At 69.8% G+C, this 24115-nt stretch carries 15 protein-coding genes; 8 read left to right on the top strand and 7 right to left on the bottom strand.

Going from position 1 to position 24115, the window contains the following annotated elements; all coding sequences use genetic code 11:
* Positions 1-158: 158 nt before the first annotated feature.
* Positions 159-455 carry a hypothetical protein gene (locus THSYN_RS34150; RefSeq protein WP_157817804.1) on the top strand — a complete coding sequence of 99 codons (297 nt, stop codon included), beginning with the start codon at positions 159-161 and terminating at the stop codon, positions 453-455.
* Complete coding sequence (locus THSYN_RS19860; protein WP_100920655.1) at positions 425-6226, top strand: alpha-2-macroglobulin family protein; 5802 nt, start codon at positions 425-427, stop codon at positions 6224-6226. Before THSYN_RS34150 ends, THSYN_RS19860 begins: the two co-directional genes overlap by 31 nt.
* Positions 6227-6364: 138 nt before the next feature.
* Here THSYN_RS19860 and THSYN_RS19855 read toward each other — a convergent pair whose 3' ends face one another.
* On the bottom strand, positions 6365-8170 hold the full coding sequence (locus tag THSYN_RS19855; RefSeq protein WP_100920654.1) for a diguanylate cyclase domain-containing protein: 1806 nt from the start codon (positions 8168-8170) through the stop codon (positions 6365-6367).
* Positions 8171-8438: 268 nt separating this feature from the next.
* Here THSYN_RS19855 and THSYN_RS19850 point away from each other — a divergent pair, with 268 nt between their 5' ends.
* Positions 8439-9248 (top strand): hypothetical protein, encoded by an 810-nt coding sequence (locus THSYN_RS19850; protein WP_100920653.1) that lies wholly within the window; start codon positions 8439-8441, stop codon positions 9246-9248.
* A gap of 149 nt (positions 9249-9397) precedes the next feature.
* Here THSYN_RS19850 and THSYN_RS19845 read toward each other — a convergent pair whose 3' ends face one another.
* Entirely contained in the window at positions 9398-11755 is a 2358-nt protein-coding gene (locus THSYN_RS19845; RefSeq protein ID WP_100920652.1) for a PKD domain-containing protein, read from the bottom strand.
* Positions 11756-12247: 492 nt separating this feature from the next.
* Here THSYN_RS19845 and THSYN_RS19840 point away from each other — a divergent pair, with 492 nt between their 5' ends.
* From THSYN_RS19840 to THSYN_RS19825, 4 genes are all read left to right on the top strand, one after another.
* Positions 12248-15211 (top strand): ExeM/NucH family extracellular endonuclease, encoded by a 2964-nt coding sequence (locus tag THSYN_RS19840; protein ID WP_100920651.1) that lies wholly within the window; start codon positions 12248-12250, stop codon positions 15209-15211.
* 56 nt (positions 15212-15267) lie between these two features.
* On the top strand, positions 15268-15840 hold the full coding sequence (locus THSYN_RS19835; protein WP_157817803.1) for a cohesin domain-containing protein: 573 nt from the start codon (positions 15268-15270) through the stop codon (positions 15838-15840).
* Positions 15841-16048: 208 nt separating this feature from the next.
* Positions 16049-18394, top strand: a complete 2346-nt coding sequence (locus THSYN_RS19830; RefSeq protein ID WP_100920649.1) for a 5'-nucleotidase C-terminal domain-containing protein — start codon at positions 16049-16051, stop codon at positions 18392-18394.
* 30 nt (positions 18395-18424) lie between these two features.
* Positions 18425-19261: a hypothetical protein gene (locus THSYN_RS19825; RefSeq protein ID WP_100920648.1), complete on the top strand. Its 837-nt coding sequence runs from the start codon at positions 18425-18427 to the stop codon at positions 19259-19261.
* A 27-nt stretch (positions 19262-19288) separates the two neighbouring features.
* On the opposite strand, the gene THSYN_RS19820 is transcribed toward THSYN_RS19825, so the two are convergent.
* From THSYN_RS19820 to THSYN_RS19800, 5 genes are all read right to left on the bottom strand, one after another.
* On the bottom strand, positions 19289-20131 hold the full coding sequence (locus tag THSYN_RS19820) for a Uma2 family endonuclease (protein ID WP_100920647.1): 843 nt from the start codon (positions 20129-20131) through the stop codon (positions 19289-19291).
* 103 nt (positions 20132-20234) lie between these two features.
* Positions 20235-21281, bottom strand: coding sequence for a V0D/AC39 family V-type ATPase subunit (locus tag THSYN_RS19815; RefSeq protein WP_100920646.1), 1047 nt, complete (start codon positions 21279-21281; stop codon positions 20235-20237).
* A complete protein-coding gene (locus THSYN_RS19810) occupies positions 21281-21598 on the bottom strand; it encodes an ATPase (protein WP_100920645.1) in 318 nt (105 codons plus the stop codon). The genes THSYN_RS19815 and THSYN_RS19810 overlap by 1 nt, the downstream gene beginning before the upstream one ends.
* Positions 21599-21685: 87 nt before the next feature.
* Complete coding sequence (locus tag THSYN_RS19805; protein ID WP_100920644.1) at positions 21686-22327, bottom strand: NUDIX hydrolase; 642 nt, start codon at positions 22325-22327, stop codon at positions 21686-21688.
* A gap of 312 nt (positions 22328-22639) precedes the next feature.
* Entirely contained in the window at positions 22640-22996 is a 357-nt protein-coding gene (locus tag THSYN_RS19800; protein ID WP_100920643.1) for an Hpt domain-containing protein, read from the bottom strand.
* Between the two features lie 202 nt (positions 22997-23198).
* Here THSYN_RS19800 and cysM point away from each other — a divergent pair, with 202 nt between their 5' ends.
* Positions 23199-24101: a cysteine synthase CysM gene (gene cysM, locus THSYN_RS19795; protein ID WP_100920642.1), complete on the top strand. Its 903-nt coding sequence runs from the start codon at positions 23199-23201 to the stop codon at positions 24099-24101.
* Positions 24102-24115: the final 14 nt, after the last annotated feature.

The raw sequence follows: 24115 nt of genomic DNA, 5'->3' as shown, positions 1-24115 counted from the left end.
TCTACCTCAGGGGGCAGGGCGCGCGGGCAGACCCTGATCCTCCGATCGACCGATCGGCGACGGTCGCGAGCGGGTGCGGGTGGCGGCCCGGGCCGCGCACCCCGGGTCGCAATCGAGGGCCTTCGCCCTCATACCCTCATGGCGGCCAGAGGCATGAGATGCAAGAGACGCGCGAGCCGGAGCCGGCGGCCCTGCGTGCGATCGAGCAGGGCGCGACCCTGGGCGAGGCCCTGGAGCAGGGCCTTGACGCCGACCCGGATTTCGATCCCGCCCAGGCCCTCCCGCGGTGGTTGGGTGCGGGGGCCGTCGCATCAGTCCCGAATTCGCAACCCCACCGAGAGATTCCTCATGAGTGCGATGGCTCATCGCTTGGATCATCTGCTTGGGGATTACCTGCTTGGCCGGTGCCGCGGGTGATCCTGTCATGTCGATCGGTCGCATCGGACGATGGTTGACGGTTGCCGCCGCGATCTGCGGCGGGCTGATCGCGGCGCTTGTCGTGCTCGCGGCACCGCCCGCCGCGCGGATCGAGCGCTTCTCGCCGACCGGGCGGGTCGATGGCGTGGCGCAGATCGAGGCCGGATTCTCCGAGCCCATGGTGGCCTTCGGCGATCCGCGGGGGCCAGAGCCCTTCGTCGTCGACTGTCCGGTGCCGGGTGCCGCGCGCTGGGTCGATCCCACGACCTGGGCCTATGGGTTCGATGGACCGCTGCCGGCCGGCATCGCCTGTCGGCTGCGGCTGCGGGAAGGGCTGCGCACACTGGCCGGACACCCGGTCGAGGGTGAGAACGACTACGCCTTCGATACCGGCGGTCCGCGCATCACAGGAACTCTGCCGGATATCAGAGAGCCCATCGACGAGCGTCAGATCTTCCTGCTGACCCTCGCGGCCGAGGCGGATGCCGACAGCATCCGCGAGGAGGCGCGCTGTGTCGTCGCGGGTGAGCCGGCACCGCGCCGCATCGAGTTGCTGACCGGTCAGCGGCGCACAGACCTGTTGGCGCGGCTGGGGCGGACGGACGAACCGCGGCTCGTCATGGTGCAGTGTACCGGGGACTTGCCCGCCGATACTGATGTCACGCTGTCCTGGGGGGCAGGCATCCGCACGCCGGGCGGGATCGCGATGGGCACGGCGCAGCCGCTGCCGTTCCGGGTGCGCCCGCCCTTTACCCTGCACACCGAGTGTGAGGCCGACGGGGAGCCCATCGACCGCTGCAACCCCGAGTGGCGCATCGGGGTGCGCTTCAGCGTCCCGGTCGCTGCCGCGGCCGCGGCGGGGCTGCGCCTGCGTGGTCCCGGGGGCGTGCGGACACCGGTGCCGGACGAACCGGCGGGGGAGTTTATCGAGACCCTTTGGTTCGCCGCCCCCTTCGCGGAGCAGACCACCCTGCGGGTGGAGGTCCCGCCCGGGCTCACCGACGCCACCGGCCGCCCGCTGGTCGAGCCGCCGCCCGCGGCGTTGACGGTGAGGACCGGGCAGGTGCCGCGTTCACCCCTGGTCCGGTTCCCGGCGGGCGATATCCTGGAGGCGCGCACGGGTGCGGTCCTGCCGGTCATGGTGCGCGATCTCGACGGCCCGCTACGCGGACGCCGCCTGCGGCTGTCGCCCGCCGCTGGGGCTCCGCCGGACCCGGCGCAGGAGGATGGCGCGCTGCTCGACGGGGTGCGGCGGCTCGCCGAACCCACCGCGAGCGCGGCCGGGGTGCGGCCCTCGCCCTTCGCCGCGGGTGCGCCGACCGAGCCCTTCGCGATCGAGGTCCCGAGCAACCGGGGGCTCATCAGGGCCGGCATCCCGCTGCCTGGGCCCGGGGTCTATGTCGTGGAGGCGGACACCCCCTGGGTCGAGACGCAGGACCCCTATCCCGCGACCCTGGTGCTGGTGACGAACCTGGCGGTGAACGTCAAGACGGCCGACGAAGGGTCCTGGCTGGTCTGGGTGACCACGCTCGACGAGGCCCAGCCGGTCGCAGACGCAAGCATCGCCCTGACCGATGCCTGTACCGGCACCCGGCTGGGCGAGGGGCGCACGGACCCGGACGGGATCGCACGCATCGATCCACGGCGGCCGTCCGACTCCACGGACGACCGCTGCCGCATTCTGGTGAGTGTACGCACCGGCGAGGACCTGAGCTTTACGCTGCTCAGCGAGCGGCAGTCGCGCGGCGACCGCTCGGGCGCGGCGCCGATCCTGCACACCGTCTATGACCGGACCCTGCTGCGGGCGGGCGAGACCCTGTCCATGAAACATATCCTGCGCCGTCCGGTGATGGACGGTCTGGTCGTTCCATCGGGCTGGCCGGACACCCTGAAGATCACGCACCTCGGCAGCGACTCCGCGTACGAACTGCCGCTGGTGTGGGACGCCCAGGGGATCGCCGAGAGTACCTGGACCATCCCTCCCGATGCCCCGCTGGGCCCTTACTCGGTCGGCGTGGATGACCCGGAAACGGTATTCGACGAGGAGGGTCAATTCGAGGTGGCGGAATTCCGCATCCCGGCCATGACGGCACGGATTGATGCGCCCGGCGGGACCCTGGTGAGTGGCGACGCGCCGGCGTTCGACCTCTCGGTCAAGTATCTCTCGGGGGCGCCCGCCGCCGACTGGCCGGTCAGCCTGAGCACCCGGTTGGAGGACGCGCACCGCGACGGGTTCGATTTTTACCTGTACGGACCCTCCGGCGAGACCGGGGATGATCCCGCCGCCGCACTGTGCCGCCCGGACCCAGACCCGGAGCGCGACGCGGCGCCACCCGTCCGGACGACGCTGGACGCCGCGGGCCGGGCCCGGGTGTCGCTGCCGCCCTTGCCCCAGGTATGCAAGCCGCGCACGCTGTTGGCGATGCTGGATTACCAGGACCCGAACGGGCAGCAGCTCACGGCGACCCACAGTCTGAGCCTGTGGCCGGCCGCAGTGAGTCTGGACCTCGAGGACGAACCCCGGGCACCCGGCGACCCGCTGCGTGTCGCGGTCCTGGCCCTGGTCCACGCGGGACAACCGGCCGCCGGACAGACGATCACCCTGGACCTGCTGCGGCGCCAGTCCCGCCACCAGCGCGAGGCGCTCGGCAACGGTCTCTTCCGCGATCACGGGGAGGCCTGGGTGGAGCAGGTCGCGACCCTATGCACCGGCCGCACCGACCGGCAGGGACTGATGCGGTGCGAATCCCGTCTCCCGCCGACCGCGATCGGCGATGGGTTGGTCCTGCGCGCCGCGACCCGCGATGCGCGCCAGCGGCCCGCGATCACTGCCCGACCACTGAGCCAGACCAGCCCCCGGAAACCTTGGCCGCGCCTGGACCTGAGGGCAGTGCGAGACAGCGCCAGCGACCCCTTTGACGACCTGGACCTGCAGGCAGTGCGAGACCGGGCCGTCACCCCCGATGAACAGGCCGTGGTCGAGCGGCTCGAACGGATGGCCGAGTGGGCCCCGGAGGTCTTCGACCGCGGGGACCTGGAGGCCGACAACGGCAAGACCGACTATGCCCCGGGCGAGACCGCACGCCTGGTGCTGCGCATGCCCTTCCCCAGCGCGACCGCACTGGTGACCGTCGAGCGGGAAGGGATCATGCGCGCCTTCGTCACGCGGCTCGCCGGGGAGCGGCCGACACTTTCGATCCCCATCAAGGCCCACGATGCCCCCAATGTCCGGGTATCGGTGCTGGCGGTGCATGGCCGGCAGGCCGATGCCGCTCCGCCCACCGGACTCTCCGATCCGGGTAAACCGGACTATGTCCGCGGCACCATCGAACTGCGGGTCGATCCGCGCGCCTATCGCCTGGAGGTCCAGGTCCACCCGGCCGCCGAGGTCTATCCGGTGCGCGCCCGGGTCCCGGTGCGTATCCAGGTCCGGCAGGCCGACGGCGGGCCGCTCCCGCATGACGCCGAAGTGGCCGTGGCCGCGGTGGACGAGGCCTTGCTGCAATTGGTGCCGAACCGCTCCTGGGCGATCGAGGACGCCATGCTGTCCCGGCGCCACACGATGGGGGTGGACACCGCCGTTGCGTTCGGTCGCGTCCTGGGCCTGCGGCGCCAGGGACCGGCCGAGCGCGAGGCGACGGACTTATTCGAGACCCTCTCGGAGCGGCTCGACCGGATGTACCAGAAGATCATGATGCGCGGCCCGGACGTGCCGACCGGACTGGGGACGGTCCGCTCGCGCTTCGATACGCTGTTGCTCTGGCGCGGCCGGGTCCGGCTCGACGACCGGGGTGAGGCGCACATCGAGGTCCCGCTGAACGACTCGCTCAGCGCCTTCAGGATCGTCGCGGTCGCCACCGCGGGGACCAGCCTCTTCGGCACCGGCGAGGCCAGAGTCCGCACCGCCCAGGACCTGGCACTCTACGCGGGCCTGCCCCCGGTGGTGCGCGCGGGCGACCGCTTCGCCGCGGTCTTCACCGCCCACAACGGCGGGCCGCGGCCCCTGACGGTCGCCGCGACGGCGCGGGTCGGCACGCCGACCGGCGACCTGCCCGCCCTGCCGGAGCAGCAATTGCGCCTCGCGCCCGGTGCCTCGCGGGAGTTCAGCTGGCCGATCGCGGTCCCCGCCGACAGCACGGCGCTGACCTGGGAGGCGGGTCTGCAGGCGCTCGGGGCAAGCGCCACGGACCGCCTGCGGGTCGCGCAGGAGGTGCGGGCGCTCGTGCCGGTGCGCACCTACCAGGCGACACTCGCGTCGCTGGAACAACCCTTCGTGCTCGCGGTGCAGGCACCGGCCGATGCCGTCCCGGGTCAGGGGGGTCTTGGCGTCGCCCTGCGGGGCCGGCTGGGCGACGGGGTCGATGGCCTCGTCGATTATATGTCGCACTACCCCTATGGCTGCCTGGAGCAGCAGGTGTCGGTGGCGGTCGCACTGCGCGATCACGCGCGCTGGGACGCGATCGTGGGGCGGCTCGGCGACTACCTGGACACCCAGGGCAGGGGCGCGTTGCTCAGGTTTTTCCCTGGCGCATTGCCGGGCGACGAGGTGCTGACCGCCTATGTCCTGGCCATCGCGGACGAGGCCGGCTGGCCGCTGCCGACGGACACCCGGGACACCCTCATCGCGGGCCTCAATGCCTTCCTCAAGGCCGGCGACGGCGGCCCCCGCCACTCGGCGTTCGCCGACCGGACCCTGCGCCGCCTCCTGGTCATCGAGGCCCTGTCGCGCTATGGCGCGGCCACGCCGGACCTGGTGGCCGATCTCGACTGGCAGCCGCAGCACTGGCCGACCTCGGCCCTGCTCGACTGGATCGCGATCCTCGGCCGCGTCGATGGCATCCCGGAGCACGCGGCCAGGCGGGCGCAGGCGCAGCGGCTGCTGCGCGCCCGCCGCGTGGTGCAGGGTGCTGGACTCGTGTTCACGACCCCGCAGGCCGATCCCTTGTGGTGGCTCATGGGCTCGCAGGATGTGGATGCGGTGCGGGCGGTCCTGACCCTGCTGCCGGAGGCGGACTGGCGCGCCGACCTGCCGCGCCTCCTGCGCGGTGCCCTGGCCCGGCAGCGGCAGGGCCATTGGGACCTCACCACGGCCAACGCCTGGGGGCGGCTCGCACTGGAGCGTTTCAGCGCCGCGTTCGAGCAGCAACCGGTCACCGGGCGCACGGAGGCGGTCCTGGGTGGCGAGACCCGCGGCCATACCTGGACCCAGCGCGGCCCCGGGTCCGGGTCCGGGGCCGGGTCCGGCTCCGCGGCCGACTGGTTGTTCCCCTGGCCGGACGGCCCCGCGCGCCCGACCCTGACCCTGGCCCTGACCCATCAGGGCCAGGGGCAACCCTGGGCGCTGATCCAGAGCCGCGCCGCAGTCCCGCTCAAGGCCCCGCTCTTCGCCGGCTATACGATCGCGCGGACCCTGACCCCGGTCGCGCAGCGTCGGCCGGGCCAATGGAGCCGCGGCGACTTGGCCGAGGTGCGACTCGACCTCACCGCCGCCGCCCCGATGGGCTGGGTGGTGGTCAATGACCCGATCCCGGCCGGGGCCACGATCCTGGGCAGCGGGTTCGGTGGGGACACCCCGGCGCCGTCGCGCGACGCGTCCGAGTGGCGGCCGACGCCAACCTACGAGGAACGGCGCTTCGACGGCCTGCGGGCCTATTACGCCCAGGTTCCGGCCGGGCACTGGACGCTCAGCTACCGCCTGCGTCTGAACAACGCGGGGGACTTCTCCCTGCCGCCGACCCGGGTGGAGGCGCTCTACCTGCCGGAGCTGTTCGCCGAGTGGCCCAATGCGCCGATTGAGGTCACTGAATGAGCCCGCGTCGCGGCACCGAAGACGGTCGAGATGTGAGCGGGTCCAGACCAGAGGTACCGCCGCGGGGGCGGCCGGGGTCGGTGCTAAGGGCATCGCGGGGCTCCTGAAGTTGTCGGCCGGGTCCAAGCGAATGCGCTATCAGCCTTGGCGCTGATCCACATACAGGCTGTTGCCGGTGAGGCCCTTGGCCATCTTCTTGACCTCGGCGGCCACCGCCGAGACCTCGAGATGGGAGGCGAAACGCCCGGGGCGCACCAGCACCACGCCGATGGACAGCGAGGTAAGGGGATGGAACTCCGGGCGGCCCTGACGGTTGGCCGTCACGTAGCCGCCGCGCTCCGCATCGTCCCTGGAGAAGAACCCGCAGATCTCCTGCCCAAAGGCCGCCAGCGCCCGCCGACAGCGCCCCTGCCAGTCCGCGCTCTGCAGCACCAGCACGAAGTCGTCCCCGCCGATGTGGCCCAGAAAGTCCGCTTCCGGGTCGCAGACCTCGCCCAGGAGGCGCGCGGTGAGGCGGATCACCTCATCGCCCCGGGCGTAGCCGTAGACATCGTTGAAGGGCTTGAAGTGGTCCAGATCGCACCAGGCGATGGCGCCATCCCGCCCGCTGGCGAGCAGCCGGTCGATGGTCTGGTTGATCGGCACATTGCCTGGCAACTGACTCAGCGGATTGGCGTAGCGGGCCGCCTCCAGCTGCATCACGGTGACCTCACGCACCAGGTCCTGCACCGAGCCGATGCCGAGATAGGCGCCCTGATCGCAGATCACGAAACCGGTGATCAGATGGCGCGGATGGGCCTGCACCAGCAGGTCCGAGAGGTCCGCCAGGTGCAGGTGCAGATCGACGATCAGCGGCTGGGCATCCATGAAGCGGGTGCAGGACTTGCGCCCGTAGAGCTCATGGCGATAGGGCCGGGCCATATTATCGATCATGTCGTAGCGCGAGATCATGCCGAGCGGCGTGCCATCGCGTACCACCGCCACGCCGCGCAGATCAGGGTTTTGCTCGAACAGCGCGAACACCTCGTCGGCCTTGGCCTGGGGGGAGACCGGCGGAACCGGTTGGAGCAGCCGCTCCAGCAGGTGCGGGCCCGGTCGCGTCTCGCCGGCGGGCGGGCTCACCCGCGCGGCGATGGCCCGGTGCGCCGCCGCGGACAGGGTGCGGGTCGGCACCGCCGCCGGGCGTCCGATGAAGTCCCCGGCCGCGGCGGTCACCGGCAGGCGCTGCAACGCCTCGAGCCGCGCGGCGGAATCCACCCCCAGTGCCAGGACCCGGCGCCCGTCGGCGGCCACCGCGTGGATCAGCGCCCCGTAGCCGCTGCCCGCGATCAGATGGGCGTCGAGCAGGCTGAGCACCCCGTCCTCGATCAGGGCATAGTCCGGGCGCACCTGGCCCCACAGCAGGGTCTCGGCCCGCGGGCAGTGCAACACCCCGGCGGCCAGCGGGAAGCCGGCGCGCCGCGCGGCGACAGCGGCATCGATGACGCGGCGCAACGGCTCCGCCGCCATGGATGGCAGGCCGTCATATACCAGCAGCACACGCCCGACGGGCAGGCCATGGCGCTCGCAGACCGCTACGATCAGGCGGATCGCCCCCTCCCCAAGCACCCCCGCGGCGGCACCGAGGGGCAGCAGCAGCAGGCCCTGGCCCCGCTGCGACACAAAGGTCTCGACCACCGTGCGGCAGTAGCAGCGAAACAGCGGTTCCGCCAGCCCGCTGAGACAGGCGGTCTCGAACAGCCGGCGCCAGGTCCGCAGCAGCGCATCCGGCGGCCCGTGCAGATCGGCCAGGTGGCCGAACAGCCCGCCGGCAGTGAGATCGGCCAGCGGACGAAAGCGCGCGACCAGGCCCGCCCCCTCCGGCGCCGCCAACAGTGCCGCAAGCCCGCCGGCGCAGGCCTCGCAAACATTGGGTAAGACGACGGGGGGCAGGGGTTCGGGCATGGTCGACTTAGACCGAGAGCGGTCTGGTGGGGGAAACGCTGCACCCCTGGCGACCGGGGGTCGGCGCCGCGTCGGCAGTGGGCTATCGCACACTATCTCACTGATCGCTTACCGGATGATGACCGTGGCCGGATCGTCAGCGTTGGTCGGTAAGCTGCCGACTGACTCCTGGTGACCGGCGGCCCCAGCCGCTTCTATACTTAGGCACATCTATCCCCATCCCCCAGCGCTGCACGGCTGCGGTCGGGCCGCGCGAGGAGCAATCGCCATGTCGGTCGATCTCGGTGTCACAAGCTATTCCGACTTACGCTCGGAGCCGCCGCTTACCAGCCCCAGCGTCCCGGGCAGCGGCCCGCTCCGACACACCATCGTGCTGTTCGGCGGCTGGGGCGGGGTCATCGACGGTGGCGACCCCCTGCCGCAGCAAGACCCCAGCGGCGCGGCGCGCCTCGCCGAGCAGGTGCGCCAGGTCGCACTCGGCCAGCGCATGCTCGGTATGGACCTGCTGGTGCGCGCCTACCAGGGGTCGCTGGTCTTCACCTCGGGAGCGGCCGGCGCCGACCGCGACATCGCCGCCCGCTTCGACCCGCGCGCCCAGCTAATCGTCTACGGTTACAGCGCCGGGGTGTCCGATGCGCTCAATCTCGTTTGGAGCCTGTGGCAGAACCGTACCTTCTACGACACCGGAGCGCGGCGTTTCCTGGGCATGTTCGCCGGCGGCGGCTCGGCCACGGTGGGCTACGTGCGCGTTGATCGCCTGATCACGGTGGACGGCGCGGTGGGTCCGACCTCGTCCCTGATGTTCCGGCGCATCCCACCCAACGTGCGCCGCAACCTCAACCTCCACCAGATCCACCCCTCCAGCATCGGCTCCCACGGGGGACCGAACGAGGCCCACAATACCCGCGCTACGCTGGTCCAGAACCGCGACCTCAGCAACCGGTATCGGGGGCGCCCAAGCAGCGCCCACGCGAGCATGGACGAGGACACGCTGCTCGAGGTCTTGGAGTGCATCTGCGGTGCCATCGGCTGCGAGGCCCAGCCGGCGGTGCTGCCGCCGGGCCAGGTCGCGGCCTGAGAGGGGACAGTACGGCCTGGCAAGGCCGTATGTTCCAGCGCCGCAGGGCGGATGCCCGCAGGGCGATCCGCCGCCGCTTGCCATCAACATGGCGGAACCGCCATCGCGTTCCGCCCTCCGCGGAGTGGATGGAGGATGTCTGTCGCGGCCTAGGGGCTGATGGGCACGCCGGTCAGCAGCACGTCGTCGATGTAGGCGAAGTCGCTGGTGTCGGTATCCCACATGCCGAAGGCGATGCTGAACGCCGGGTTATTGGCGGCGGCGGCCGGCAGGGTGACCTCGATCAGGTGCAATTGCCCGTCGCTGGCCGGGTGGTGGTTGTCGATCGTCACTGGTTCGTACCAGGTCTGGCCGTCGGTCCAATAAAGAACCAGGTACTCCCAATTCTCGAACGACTTGGCGCCCAGGTAGACCGACAGCACGAGATCCCGATAACCCGCGGTGGACAGGCCGCGCTCGACCCAGACATTGTTGCCGGTGAAGCGCATGGCGTGGGTGGCGTGCTTGGGGTCGCCCGCGTACCAGGTGACCTTGCCCTGCCGGTACCAGCCCGCGAGCCCGGTCTCGAAGCCGGTCGCGAAGACCGTTTGGCGGGCCGCGGGTGGGGCGACCTGGATCAGGCCGGTGCGGGTCAGGCTGTCGCTGCCGCTGCCGTTGCCGACCGTCAGGGTGACGCTGTAGACACCTGGGGTGGTATAGACATGGGTCGGCGCGGCCAGGGTGGAGCTATCGCCGTCGCCGAAGGTCCAGGACCAGGTGGCGGCAGCGCTGGAAAGGTCGCTGAACTGGACGAGGAGCGGGGCGGGCCCGGCGGTCGGTGTGGCATTGAATCCCGCGCTCGGCGGCGGCACCGGTCCGCCCTGGAACTCATAGGCACCGCGGTCCCAGGCACTGCCGGAGGGCCTGGGGGCCGACGCCAGATCGATGGCGACGGCGGGCAGATCCAGACCTGAATCGACCGCCGGGCTGGTGGCGGTCAGGCGCAGGTCGCCGGCGGTCGGCGCGAGCCACTGGGGATTGGCAATCAGGCGTTGCGGCTCGCTCGCATAGGCCCCGGGGTTGGCGGCATAAAGGTTATGGGAGAAGGTGAAACGCCCGGCCGTACCCCATTCGACGATGCCGCCGCTACCGAAATCGAAGACGTTGTTGACGAAGCGCACATCGGTGATGCCGCCGTATTGCTCCAGCAGAATGCCGCGCGTGAGTCCGCTCACGCTGTTGTGGGCGATGAGCACGCCGCTCGACCCGCCGCCGTCTACGTTGAAGGCATAGATCCCGGCCCCCACGCCGGTGGTATCGACGAGGACATTATCGAAGATGTAGATGTCGTCGCTGTCCGCATACAGATGGATGAGGCTGTTGGTACCGGTGTTGGCCTTGCCGATGTTGCGGAAGCGGTTGTGGTAGACCAGTACGTCGCGCTTGCCGTCGCGGATGTCCAAGGCGCCGTTGGACTGGCTGATCAGGGCATAGTCATGGATGACATTGCCCGCGACTACATCGCCGAAGTTGTACTCCTTCAAGTCGATCGCGTTCTCCATGATCGCGTTGGCGGAGCTGCCCTGGGTGGAGATGTCGTTGCCGATCACATGGGTGTAATAGTCGTGATTGGCCGCCGGGCCATGGCCGCCGGCCCCGACATAGATGCCTTCGCTCGGGGTGTTGTAGAGGGTGTTGTTCCAGATCAGGTTGTAGCGCGACGGCTCACCCTGGTTGCCGGCGATGAGGATACCGGCCCCCTGCAGATCATAGAACCGGCCGTTCATGACGACATTGAAGCTCGAATCCTGGATATGCACGCCGCCGCCCTGGTGCGAGCCGGTGGCGTCGATGCCGTCGATGATGTTCCAGTCGACCGGCAGCGCATCGTCGTCATCGAGATAGCGGCCGATATAGATCATGGTATAGATGGCGGGCTTGGTGCTCGCATCGAGCAGTACCCGATGATTCGCCGGGTCCGGGGAGGCATTGCGCAGCACGATCGGCCGGCCGACCGCGGCGCTGAGATAGCGGGTATCGCCGGCGGTGCCGGACTCGTCGTTGAAGGCGGCCCCGGCGACCCGGACCCAGGGTCCGGCCGCGTCACTGCCAGTCGCCAGGATCACGAAGACGCCGTTGTTGGCACGCCAACTGCGATAGACATAGAGCCGGTATTCACCCGGATGCCCCGCCAGATCGATCCCGGACAGGTCGGTGCCGACCGGGAAGCGGATGCTATCGGTTCCGGCGACCGCGACCCCGGTGGTGACCGGGACGATTGGTGCGCCGGAGCGGGTCAGCGCGATCGCTTCGGCATAGGTGCCGGGGGCGATCAGCACCTGATCGCCGGGTTGCAGGGCCGCGGCGGCGGCCCGGGCGATGGTGCGCCAGGGGTTGGCGGCGGAGCCGTCGCCGGTGTCGTTGCCGGTGGGCGACACATGCCAGTCCGCGGCCGGGGCAGCGATGGGTATGGACAACAGCGCGATGGTGAACGCGGCGATGGCCGCCAGGGGACGACGCAAGCACATGCTGGTGGGCTCCAGGTTGACGCGACTGCCGCGATCTTCCCGGGCGGGGCCTGCGGGGGCGAGCCCCGGTACCCACGAACAATCTGAGTTCGCTCAGCCGCCGTCGAATATTAGCCTATCAGCATGTATTGATCGGTAAAGATTTGTGTCCGTCGGATCGGCACTTGGACCCCGTAGCGCCCTTGTTTCTCGGCCCCGGTGGCGCCGTGAGGCGCGCACCCAAGCCGTTGCGGTAATCAGGGACCACTACCGGGCTTACCACTGACCGATCACTGGACCGCCACCCCGCGACGATCGCTGCGCCTGACGGCGCCGGGGTTCGCGTAACCGCGCTGTAGTCAACCGGGCATGGTGCCTTAACCGCGGCTTCGATTTCCCGTCACTGAACCTTGTCACACTGCTGGTGCGCGTAACCGCCGGTCCAGACGGTTGCATCCCCCCTTACAGTGGGAAGGCCCCGATGGTCCGGGTGCGTCCCGGAGTGCTTGCAGCATGACTGACACCAGCCCCTACAGCGTCCGGTCGATGCGCCGACCCCTGCTCCTGTGGCTCGCCGCCTTCGCGGTCTCCCCCGTGGCGGCCGACACCCTGGTCTCCTGGGACCTCAGCGGTTTGGGTGGCAACCAGATCAGCACCCCCGTCACTGGCACCGCCACCGGCATCACGGGTCTGGCAATCACCCGCGGTACTGGACTGGGCACCAGCACGTGCAGCGACTGCATGAGCAGCAATGGTTGGGAGGGCACGGCCACGGGGGCGGACGCCCTCGAGTACTACAGCTTTGGACTCAGCGTCGGCGCCGGGCAGTCGGTCACCCTCACCGAACTGGCTATCGGCACCCGTGCCTCGGGCACCGGGCCCGGCACCCTGGGCCTCTACACCAGCCTCGACGGCTTCACGACCGCGCTGACCACGCTCACCCAGAACAACACCAACACCCTCTATACCCTGGCCCACCTGAGCGGTCTGGCCGGTCTGACCGGCACCATCGAGTTCCGTCTGATCGAGATCGGCAACACCCAGGCCGACGGGAGCGGGGACACGGCCGCGGGTGGCACCCTGCGGCTGGTCGCCGACAGCACGACCGGCGATATCCGCCTGACCGGCACCATCGGCACCGCCGGTCCGGACCTCGAGGCGCCCGTTCTCACCGGCACCGACCCGGCGTCGGGCGCGGTCGGTGTCGACCCCGTCCTGGGTACCCTGACGCTCACCTATAGCGAGGCGATTCGGGCGGGCAACCTGACCGGGCTGACCCTGGAATGCCCGGCGGCCGAGTACCAGCCCGTAATACCCAGGGTCGAGGGCAGTCGCCTGCTGATCGACATCGGCGACCTGCCGACCGCCACCGGGTGCAGCCTCAGCGTCCCGGCGGGGGCCGTCACTGACCTGGCCGGCAATCCCGCGGCCAGCGCGGCCTTAAGCTTCACCACCGCCGAGGCCCTGGCCGGTTGTGGCGGCACCTACACACCCATCCCCGCCATCCAGGGCAGCGGGTCCGCCGCCGCCATCACCGGCGCCGTCACCACCGAGGGGGTTGTGGTCGGAGACTACGAGGGTCCGTCGCCGGCCCTGCGCGGCTTCTATCTCCAAGACCCTGTCGGGGATGGCGATGAGACCACCGCGGACGCCATCTTTGTCTTCCACGGCGATACCGACAGTGTCAGCCTGGGCCAGCGGGTCCGGGTGGTCGGCAGCGCGGGTGAGTATCAGGGTCAGACGCAGTTGAGCGGCGTGACCGAGGTCCTGGACTGTGGCGTCGGGGCCACCGTCGCCCCGGTGGAGGTCGCCCTGCCGGTCCCGGCAGCGGTCGGCGGGGTCGATTATCTGGAACGCTACGAGGGCATGCTGGTGCGCTTCCCGCAGACCCTTACGGTGACCAATCACTTCCAACTGGGGCGCTTCGGTACCCTGGAGCTATCCGCCAACGGGCGCCTGATGCAGGGCACCGAGGCCGCGCTGCCGGGCGCCGCGGCCCAGGCCTTCGAGGCGGCCAACCTGTTGCACCTGATCTGGCTCGACGACCTGTCGCAGGCGCAGAATGCCGACCCCGTCGTCTTTCCCGATCCGGGTCTAAGCGTCGCCAATCCGATCCGCGGCGGCGACACCACCACCGGCCTCACCGGCGTGCTCACCTACACCTGGGGCGGCAACAGCGCGAGCCCCAACGCCTGGCGGGTGCGCCCGCTATCGATCGCGACGGTCGACCTGCCGGTCTTCGTCAGCAACCCGCGTCCGGACGCGGCACCGGCGGTCGGCGGCACCCTGCGGGTCGCCGGGCTCAACGTGGAGAACTATTTCGTCACCGTCGACGATGGGGTCAACGACATCTGCGGGGCCACCGCCAACATGGAGTGCCGCGGCGCCGATGCGCTGGTGGACATCGATGGCCTCACCGAGCAGGAGCGGCAGCGCACCAAGAAGCTCGCTGCCCTGACCCGGCTCGACGCGGACATCCTGGCCCTGGTGGAACTTGAGAACACCCCCGGTGTGGAGCCGCTCGCCGACCTGGTGGATGGCCTCAATGAACTGACCGGGGCGCCCACCTATGCCTATGTGGAGACCGGGGTCTATGGTGGCGACGCCATCCGCAACGGCTTTATCTACCGTCCGGCACGGGTAACCCTGGTGGGTGACTTTGCCATCCTCGACGACGGCGTGGACCCGCGCGCCATCGACACCAGGAACCGTCCGGCACTGGCCCAGTCGTTCGCCCAGGTCGCGGATGGGGCGCGGCTCACGGTAGTTGTCAATCACTTCAAATCCAAGGGTTCGGACTGCAACACCGCCACTGGCGGCACCCATGAGATCGTCGATCCGGATACCGGCGACGGTCAGGGCAACTGCAACCTCACCCGCACCAGCATGGCCAACGCACTGGTGGACTGGCTGGCGACCGATCCCACCGGGGCCGGTGATGCCGACTATCTGATCCTGGGCGATCTCAACTCCTACCTCCAGGAGGACCCGCTCCGCACCCTGGAAAGCGGCGGCTACGCCAACCTGGTTGCAGGCGACCCGAGCGCCTATTCCTACACCTTCAACGGACGCTGGGGTCATCTGGATCATGCACTTGCCAGCGCGAGCCTGGTCGAACAGGTGACGGGCGCGGCGGAATACCACATCAACGCCGACGAGCCGGTGGTGTTCGATTACAACCTCGAGTTCAAGACTACCAACCAACACAGCACCTACTTCGCCAGCGACGAGTTCCGTATCGCCGACCATGACCCGGTGTTGGTCGGGCTCCTGCTCGACCCACCCGCCCCGCGTCCCGGCGACCTGGACGGCAACCGGGCAGTGGACCAGGACGACCTGGACACCCTCAAGCTCAGCTTCAATCAGGATGTCACCGCGGCCAATGCGACCGGCGACCTGGACGGCGACGGGCGTATCACGGTGCTCGACCTCCGCCGTCTGGTACTCCTGTGCGACCGCCCTAAGTGCGCGCGCTAGTGGCCGGAACAATGATCACGGCCGCGGGGCCATGTCTGATCTTTGCGGAGTTTTCCATGAATCAACGACTCATGTCACTGTGCGGGGCCGCCCTGCTGCTCGGGGCCAACGCCGTCGGGGCGGCCGGTATCAAGCTGGACGCCGTGCCCGGCGGTCTGGTCGACCCGACGCGCGTCCTCATCCAGGGGACCAGCTTCACGGTCAATGTACTGGCGTCGGGTGCGATGGACCTGGCCGCCTTCCAATTCGACCTCAGCTTCGACCCCGCCATCCTCACCGCCACCGGCATCTTCTCAGCGGGTGTCTTCGACCCCTTCACCGACACCGCCGCCAGTTCCATCGGCAACGGGACCATCACCTTCGCCGAGTACAGCCTCGATCTCAGCGGCGTTACGGCCGATGTCGACACCTTGATCGCCATCATCGGGTTCACCGCCGGCGGGCTGGGCCTGAGCCAACTCGACCTGGGCAACGCGACCCTCTCAGACAGCCAGGGGGTCGCCTATGGCCCCCTGAGTCTTGGCGGCGCCGCGATCCTGGTCACCGCCGCCGACATCCCGCTGCCCGGTACGGCCCTGCTGGTCGGCGCCGGACTCCTCGCCGCCCGCCGTCGCGAGATGACGCGGTGATCCGGTCGCCGGACGGCTGAGCACGGCGCCCGCAGCGCTCCACGCCGGCTGTCCGCAAAGATTCACCGAACCTTAAGATCGCCGTCATCTGCTCACCGCAGACTCCGGCGCTGCGGTTACCTCGATAGCGCGCCGACCCCGCCCCACGGCGCTCCCGCTGCCCGGCCGACGCCGAACTTCCCTGTCCGCCCCAACCCAGGAGCCCTCGATGAAGCCCATCCTGCCCCTGAAGATCAGCCCGGTCCTGTGCCGCTACGCCATCGGTCCAGCCCTCGCCCTGGCCCTCGGTGCCGGGTTGTTCAGCAGCGCCGGTGCCGAGGAGGTGACCGTCCTGCACCTCGGCGACCAAGAGTCCTGGCTGCTGTCGGCCCAGGGGAATCTGCGTGACGACACCAGCCAGCTCATCTCGTTTTACGGCGGGATCGACCGCCTGGCCAGCGTGATGGCCAACGCCGAGACGGCCGCCGCGGGCGCCGGACGGGCGGTGCTGAAGCTGAACGCCGGGGATTCCTTCCTGCCCGGGCCGCGCTTGAGCGCGAGCCTCGACGGCCTGGTCACCGCCCATCCGGACGGTGGTCAGGACTTCTACGACGCCATTGCGTTGCGCCGGATGCAGTTTGATGCCGCCGTGTTCGGCAACCACGAGTTCGACCTGGACAACACCGGGCCGGTCGCGGCCCGCTTCGCCGCGGTCTCCGGGACGACCTACCTGTCGGTGAACCTGGACTTCTCGGTGACGCCCGCGTTCGCCGCGCTGGCCGCCGTCGGCCAGGTCGCCCCGTCCAAGGTCATCACCACGCCCGGCGGCAATAAGATCGGCATCATCGGTGCCACCACGCCGCTGCTGCCGAAGATCTCCTCGCCGCCGGACGGGATCATGAAGGCCTGGGATGCCAACGCCACCGACGCGGCCAATCTGGCCGCCCTGCTGCCGCTGATCCAGGCCGAAGTCACCCGTCTGCGCACGGAGCAGGGGGTCGAGACCATCATCGTCATGAGCCATCTGCAGAACGCCAACAACGAGCTGACGGTGATGGTGCCGGCCCTGCGCGGGGTGGATCTGGTCATCTCCGGGGGCGGCCACGAGCTGATGACCGACCCGGATGATCAGCTCATCAATGGTGGCGTCGCGGCGACCTTCACCAGCCACCCGGTCTATGCCCGCGACGCCGACGGTGCGCAGGTGCCGGTCGTCACCGGCCACTTCGGCAACCGCTACCTGGGTGAGTTGAACGCCAGTCTCGACGACGCCACCGGCGCGCTGACCATCACCGGCAGCCGGATGATCCGCGTCTCCGGGCGCTTCGCCACCGACGCCGATGCCGTCACCGGCGATGCGACGCTGAGCGCCGCGGTGGTGCAGCCGGTGCTGGACTATGTCTCGGCCCTGAACGCCGAGATCATCGGCAGTACCGCGATGACCCTGAACGGCCCCACCCACGTCGCCTGCACGCCGACCCCCTGTCAGTACACCGAGGGTACGCGCAATGCCGAGACCGGGCTCGGCAACCTGGTCGCCGACGCGATCCGCTTCGCCGGCGAGGCCGATGTGGCCCTGCAGAACGGCGGCGGCATCCGCACCAGCATCGCCGGCCCCGGTACCCTGTCCATGGGCGACACCTTCAACGTACTGCCCTTCACCAACCTGGTGAAGACCGCCCGCAGCGTGAACGCGGCCCAGCTCAAGGACGTCCTGGAGCAGGCCTATAACGCAACCAGTCCGGGCGGGGCCACCCAGGGCCGCTTCGCGCAGGTCTCCGGGATGCAGGTCTTCTACGACAGCAGCCGCACCGCCCGCACCACGCTGGGCACCGGCGAGCGCATCCGCCGCGTGGTGCTGGACGACGGTACCCTCCTGATCGATAACGGCGTGGTGGTGGATCCCGCCACGACCTTTGCACTCGCCACCATCGACTTCCTGGCCAACGGCGGCGACGGCTATCCCTATGCCGCGAACGGCGTCGTGTTCGAGAACGCGACCAACTCCATCCTGTATCAGGAGGCCCTCGCCGACCTGATCGAGACCCCCAAGGCCCAGGGCGGCCTGCAGCGCCTGGACGCGGCCGACGGCGACGAGGTCACCGCCAACCTCTACGGCACCGAGAACGCCTTTGACCTGCAGGGACGCCTGGTGGACCTGGCCGTCGCCGTGGCCAGCCCCGGCGACATCATCCCCGGCACCCCGCGGCGCGACACCTTGGTGGGCACGGCCGGAGACGATCGGATCACCCCCGGCGTCGGCGGTGACCTGGTCACCGGCGGTGCCGGCGGCGATACCTTCGTCTACCAGAGCATGCGCGATGCCGGCGATGTGATCAGCGACTTCACCCCCTATGCCGACCGTATCGACCTGACCGCGCTGCTCAGCAGCCTCGGCATCGCCCCGGCCCGCGCGGTGGCCGACGGCCATCTGGTCTTTGCCGATGTGACCGGCGGGGTCAGCCTGCGCATCGACGCCGACGGCCTTGCCGGCCGCGGTGCCCCGCGCCCGTTGCTGACGCTGCGGGGCCTCACCGCCGCCCAGCTGGTCCCGGCGCGGGACCTGGGTCTTTAGATTCGCCGCACCGACCAAGGAACCGCCCACATGAACCACACCCCGAACACCCTGCGCGCATCTGGTTTGATTGGGCTCGGCCTGATCACGCTGGGTCTGATCACCCTGGGCACCACGGCCAGCGCCGCGTCGATCGCCAATGGCGGCTTCGAGGCCGGGCTCAACGGCTGGACCGCGGCGGGCGATGCCAGCGTCGCCACCGCCGCCTTCGGCTCCGGCCCCAGCGCGGGCGCCAACCAGGCCCTGCTGACCAACGCCCTCAACGCCGACGACGACCTGAGCGGCACGAACTACAACGCCTCCGGCAATGCCCCGGTGGAGGTCGGCGGGGCCGGCGGGCTGGAGGAACAACTGGGCCTTGCCATCGGCGCCCTGGACGCCCTCTTGGCCGCGGCCCCCACCGAGGGCTCCGGGCTGGTCCAGACCTTCACCGCCGACACCGGCAGCCGCATCGCCTTCGACTGGAACTTCCTGAGCAACGACACGAGCGCCGCGGACTTCGCCTTCGTCGCCGTGGATGGCATCGTGCGGCTGCTCGCCGACAGCCTGAGTGCCACCCTGATCGCGAGCGGCAGCCCATTCGGCGGCGAGACCGGGTTCAAGACCTTCGTCTCGGACCCCTTCACCAGCAGCGGTCTGCACCGCCTCGCCGTCGGCGTGCTCGACCTCAACGACTACGTCAACTCATCCGCGCTGCTGATCGACGACGTCCGCGGCGTGCCCGCGCCCGCCGGCATCTGGCTGATCGCGGCCGGGCTGTTCGGCTATCTCGGCGCCGCTTGCAGCGGTCGCCGACCCTCTGAAGGCGGCACAGCGGGTGCAGCCTCCCCTGCCATTGCACGCCGCGCCCGCCGGTCGAGGCTCTAGAGGGTACCGGCGCGGGCAAGGCGGCCGTCAGCCCACGGCGTCGGGGTCGATGCCAAGGGCGCGCAGGCGCTCGGCAAGCCGCTCGGCGCGGGCGCGCTCCTGCCCGGCGAGGGCGCGTTCCTGCTCGGCGCAGATGCGTTCCTGCTCGGCACGGGCATCCGCCTGCTCGGCGCGGGCGCGTTCCTGCTCGGCGCGGGCGTGTTCCTGCGCGGCGAGTGCGCGTTCCTGCGCGGCGCGCGCAGCGGCCTCCCGCGCCTGCTCTTCGGCCTCTCGCGCCTGCTTCTCGGCCTGCCGGGCGCGGCGGGCCAGTTCGACCGGGCTCAGGAAGGGCCGGCCGGCGGGGTCGAAGATCTCCAGGGTCTCGGCGCGCAGGGCAAAGCGGATGCCGAGCCGGGGGCTGGTCCAGCCGTTGACGTAGGCCACGGGGGCGAGCCGCCCGTCCTGGCGCAGCCAGACCTCCAGACGGTTTCGCTCGGGGTCGTAGAGGTAATACTCGGCGGCGCCGTGGGTGTCGTAGAACTCCAGCTTGTCCCTGAGTTCCTTGGGCCCGTTCGACGGCGACTGGACCTCGAAGACCACTTGGGGGGCGATGCCGTCCTCCTCCCACTGTTTGTAGGACCCGCGCGGTCCCTTGGGTCGGCCGAAGACCACCATGGCGTCCGGGGCCATGGGGTTGGCGAGGCGCCGGTCCTGGACCGGATACCAGAAGAGGTCACCGGCGACGAAGACATCCGGCCGGTCGGCGAAGAGGATTTCCAGGTTCTCCTTGATCTTGACGATCCAGTCGAATTGCAGCGTATTCTCCGCCATCGGGGCTCCGTCGCTGTCGGGATAGGGGTCGGCGGGGTCGAAACGGGGCACTGGGTTCATGGTGCTGGCTCCGGGCCGGGGGGCGCTGGGTCGGTCTGACTCGCTGCTAAGAATAGCAGCGGCCAGGGGGAACGACACCGGGGGAATGGCGGGGACAGTAGACCTAACGCGTGCTACAGGTCGGTTCGGCGACCTCCAGGGCGATGTCCACCACCTCCGCGGAGAGGTTCAGGAGCCGTCCCTGGACCAGGGCGAACAGGAAAAAGAGGTCCATCTCGCGCAGCATCAGGTAGGCCAGGGCGCGCGCCACCCCCGACTGGCTCTGGTGCAGGAGCCGCCGCGCCGCGTGCGCCCGGTAGCGGCTCATGCGCCGCTGCACGTCCATGACCGTGGTGCAGTCGGCCGCCAGGGTGTCGAGCGGCGGCGGCAGGGCCGCCAGCACCCCGGCGAAGGTCTCGATGTTGACCAGTGCCAGGAGCCGCTCGCGGTGCAGCAGGCGCATGGACGGCACGAGTTGGTAGAAGGTCTCGGAGGGTGAGAGCTGGTAGGAAAAGCGAAAGCGCAGCAGCCACAGCAGGGCCACCCGGTCCAGGTCGGCGCCGATCAACTGTTGCAGGGGGTGCAGGTCGGCGTCGTGGAACTGCAGGAGGCCGCGCGCGAGCCGGGTGTAATAGCGCTGATCGATGGCGGCCTCCAGGGCGAAGGGGTCGCGGCGCTGCTCGTAGACCTCGCGCGCCTGGCGGGCGATCAGGCGCAAGGGTCCGGCCTCGAGTTGGCGCAGCAGTTCCAGGACATTCTCGGCGCGCAGCATCTCCTCGTCGGGCAGGGCGACGATGGCCGGCAGCTCGAACAGGCTGTCGCGGATCGTCTGCTGGTCCAGGTCGTAGAGCTTGCCGCGAATCAGGGTCTTCAAATTGAACAGGGCATACTTGCGTCCCCAGGCGACCACGATGGCGCGCGCGGGCGCGCTCATGGGCCGCACCAGGACCTGCAACTCGGCGAGCAGGACCTGGATCAGGGACTGTTCGATCGCGCGACCGCGGACTTGGGCGCTCTGCTGCTCGTCGAGCAGCGCCGCCAGTCCGAAGCGTTTGGCCAACTCCGGCAGCTGCAGTTGGGACAGTTGCCCGATGCTGTCCGGATCAAAGAGGCGCGTCGCCATCACCGACACGCGGGTGTTCAGATAGGCCTGGTCGGCGGCGGTACTCATCAGCGGTGCGGGTCGATCAGGATCGCGAAGGCGGCCTCCAGGGCCTGCTCCTCGCGCTGCTCGGCCTGGTCGCGCAACTGCACATGGCGCTCGTCGTAGCGGCGGCGCAGCTCGGCGATGTTCTGCTCGGCGCGCTCCTGCGCCTTGGCGAGGAAGGAGCGGTGCAGCTCCGGGAGGCGCCCGGTGAAGCGCTCGTTCTCCGCCTTGGCGTCCGCCAGCGCCGTCTGGATGATGCGGTCCTGCTCCTCTTCGGCCAGACTCGCGATCTTCTCCGCCTGCAGCTCGGCGGCCAGCAGGCGTTGCAGGGTGTCTTCCATCGGGGATACCTCGCGCGTTCGTTTATGCCCTGCATACCTTACGACAAGCACCGGCGGATTGCGCGGGCTGGTCATCATCGGCAGCGCTCAAGGCCCCATCAGACACCCCAGGAAATCGAGTGTGATGCGCGCGGTGACGCCCCACAGCAGTTCGCCGTCGTACTGGTCGAAAAAGGCGATCTCCCGGGCCTCGGGGTGGTCCGGGGCCGGGTAGGCGCGCACCCGATGGTGGCCGGGGGTCCCGAGCCAGGCGAGCGGGATGCTGAAGATGCGCGCGACCTCCCGCGGGTCGGGCCGCAAGGGCTGGGGCCAGGGGAATTCGCCCACCACCGGGGTGACCAGGAACCGGCTGACGGTCGCCAAGGGCCGCAATGCGCCCAGGACCCGCACCTGCTCCGGCGCCAGGCCGATCTCCTCGTGCGCCTCGCGCAGGGCGGTGGCGGTGCTGTCGCGGTCCGCGTGCTGGCGGCGGCCGCCCGGGAAACCGACCTCGCCGCTGTGCCGGTCCGCGAGGCGCACGGCGCGGCGGATGAAGATAAGGTGCCAGGCGCCGTCCCGGCAATAGAGCGGCAACAGGACGGCGGCCTGCTCCGCCGCCGCGTCCGCGCCCGCCCCGGGCAGTTCCGCCCGCGGGGTGCCGCGACAGGCGTCCGGGCTCAGGCGCTCGCGGATGCGCTCGCCGGTGAGTCGATCTGGTGCCAGAGCGATTCTCGGAAAACCTTTTGTCAACGAAGCAGGTACCTTGCAGGGTGGATAAGGAACGGTTCAACAATAGGTTAAACAAGCCCATCAGGGAAGGTTTGTCGCGTCGTTGTCGTTGTCGTAATCGAGGTTATCGTAGCGTCCGGGATTCTCTCGCACGCCAAATTGCATCGCTTCTTCGATTACGATCTCGACAACGACAACGACAACGACAACGATTGCGAGCGGGACGGGGTTTGCAACCCCGTCCTGAACGTTTCGGGCCCGGCAGCCGCCCGTGGCCTTCGCGGGGCGTCGAAAACCTTGCGGACGGGGCGAATGCCCCGTCCGGCATTGAGGTCAGTCGTCCGCCTGCTGCACCCGCAGCGCCTCCGCCTCCAGGCTGGCGAAGGCCGCGGCGACGCGCGGCGGGTCGGCGGCGCGGGCGGCGCGCTCCAGGGACTCGGCCGCCTCGTCGAGGGCCGGGACACCGCAGTAGCGGGTGGCCCCGCGCACCTGATGGGCGAGTTCGGCGAGTCCCTCCCAGTCGGACGCCGCGACCTCGGTGCGCAGGGCCGCCAGCTCACCCGGCAGTCCGGCCAGCAGGGCGGCGAACAGTTCGGCGGCCAGGTCCGCATCACCGCCGGCGACGGCCAGGGCGGACACGCGGTCGCGAGCGGGGAGTTGGGAGAGGGGGGTGACGGGCGCTTGGTCCAAGGTCTGGCTCCTGCGGGGTGGGTCGCCGACTACTCTGCCGACTACTCTATAGCTTGGCCCCGGGGCCGTCCACCCGCGCTCCGGCTTGGTTGCATGACGGCGCTGGTGCACAATCGCGGGACCGAAGTCACTGCCGGTCCGCCCGCACCTTCATGCCCCAGCCCGCCGCGCCCATCCGGCCATTGATCCCACCGGTAACCCTATGAATAAGCGTCCTATCGGTTCCACCATCGAGCATTGCGTCGGGACCACCCCCCTGGTGCGCCTGCAACGCCTGCCCGGCCCCACCGACAACCTGATCCTGGTCAAGCTCGAAGGCAACAACCCGGCCGGCTCGGTGAAGGACCGCCCGGCGCTCAACATGCTGCGCCGCGCCCAGGAGCGGGGCACTATCAGGCCCGGCGATACCCTGATCGAGGCCACCAGCGGCAACACCGGGATCGCACTCGCCATGGCCGCGGCCATCATGGGCTACCGCATGGTGCTGATCATGCCGGAGCACATGAGCGTGGAGCGCCGGGCGGTCATGCGTGCCTTCGGCGCGACCATCGTGTTGACGCCGCGCGCGGGCAGTATGGAGGCGGCCATCGATCTGGCCAATGCCATGCAGGCGCGCGGGGAGGGGGTGCGGCTCGATCAGTTCTCCAACCCGGACAATCCGGCCGCCCACTATGCCGCGACCGGCCCCGAGATCTGGCACGACACGGCCGGACGCGTCACCCATTTCGTGAGTGCCATGGGCACCACGGGGACCATCATGGGGACCGGGCGCTATCTCAAGGAGCAGAACCCCGCGGTGCAGATCGTCGGCGTGCAGCCCGCGGACGGCGCGAATATCCCCGGTATCCGCCGCTGGCCGGCCGCCTATCTGCCGCGGATCTATGACCCCGCCGGGGTGGATCGGATCATCGACATCGCGCAGCCCCTGGCCGAGCAGACCACCCGGGACCTGGCGGCGCGCGAGGGCATCTTCGCCGGCGTCTCCTCCGGCGGGGCCGTGGCGGCGGCGCTCCTGCTGTCGGCCGAGGTCAGCGCCGCGGTCATCGTCGCCATCGCCTGCGACCGCGGCGACCGCTATCTCTCGACCGGGGTCTTTCCGGATTGAGCGGGCGGTGAAGA

Origin of the sequence: Candidatus Thiodictyon syntrophicum (assembly GCF_002813775.1) — a bacterium.
Lineage (GTDB): Bacteria > Pseudomonadota > Gammaproteobacteria > Chromatiales > Chromatiaceae > Thiodictyon > Thiodictyon syntrophicum.
Note: the sequence above shows the minus strand (reverse complement) of the source record. Positions and strands in the feature narration are given on the sequence as shown.

Bases quoted from the DNA above. Each gene is read 5' to 3' on its own strand.
- THSYN_RS34150 (WP_157817804.1), top strand. From the start codon at position 159: ATGCAAGAGACGCGCGAGCCGGAGCCGGCGGCCCTGCGTGCGATCGAG.
- THSYN_RS19860 (WP_100920655.1), top strand. From the start codon at position 425: ATGTCGATCGGTCGCATCGGACGATGGTTGACGGTTGCCGCCGCGATC.
- THSYN_RS19855 (WP_100920654.1), bottom strand. From the start codon at position 8,170: ATGCCCGAACCCCTGCCCCCCGTCGTCTTACCCAATGTTTGCGAGGCC.
- THSYN_RS19850 (WP_100920653.1), top strand. From the start codon at position 8,439: ATGTCGGTCGATCTCGGTGTCACAAGCTATTCCGACTTACGCTCGGAG.
- THSYN_RS19845 (WP_100920652.1), bottom strand. From the start codon at position 11,755: ATGTGCTTGCGTCGTCCCCTGGCGGCCATCGCCGCGTTCACCATCGCG.
- THSYN_RS19840 (WP_100920651.1), top strand. From the start codon at position 12,248: ATGACTGACACCAGCCCCTACAGCGTCCGGTCGATGCGCCGACCCCTG.
- THSYN_RS19835 (WP_157817803.1), top strand. From the start codon at position 15,268: ATGAATCAACGACTCATGTCACTGTGCGGGGCCGCCCTGCTGCTCGGG.
- THSYN_RS19830 (WP_100920649.1), top strand. From the start codon at position 16,049: ATGAAGCCCATCCTGCCCCTGAAGATCAGCCCGGTCCTGTGCCGCTAC.
- THSYN_RS19825 (WP_100920648.1), top strand. From the start codon at position 18,425: ATGAACCACACCCCGAACACCCTGCGCGCATCTGGTTTGATTGGGCTC.
- THSYN_RS19820 (WP_100920647.1), bottom strand. From the start codon at position 20,131: ATGAACCCAGTGCCCCGTTTCGACCCCGCCGACCCCTATCCCGACAGC.
- THSYN_RS19815 (WP_100920646.1), bottom strand. From the start codon at position 21,281: ATGAGTACCGCCGCCGACCAGGCCTATCTGAACACCCGCGTGTCGGTG.
- THSYN_RS19810 (WP_100920645.1), bottom strand. From the start codon at position 21,598: ATGGAAGACACCCTGCAACGCCTGCTGGCCGCCGAGCTGCAGGCGGAG.
- cysM (WP_100920642.1), top strand. From the start codon at position 23,199: ATGAATAAGCGTCCTATCGGTTCCACCATCGAGCATTGCGTCGGGACC.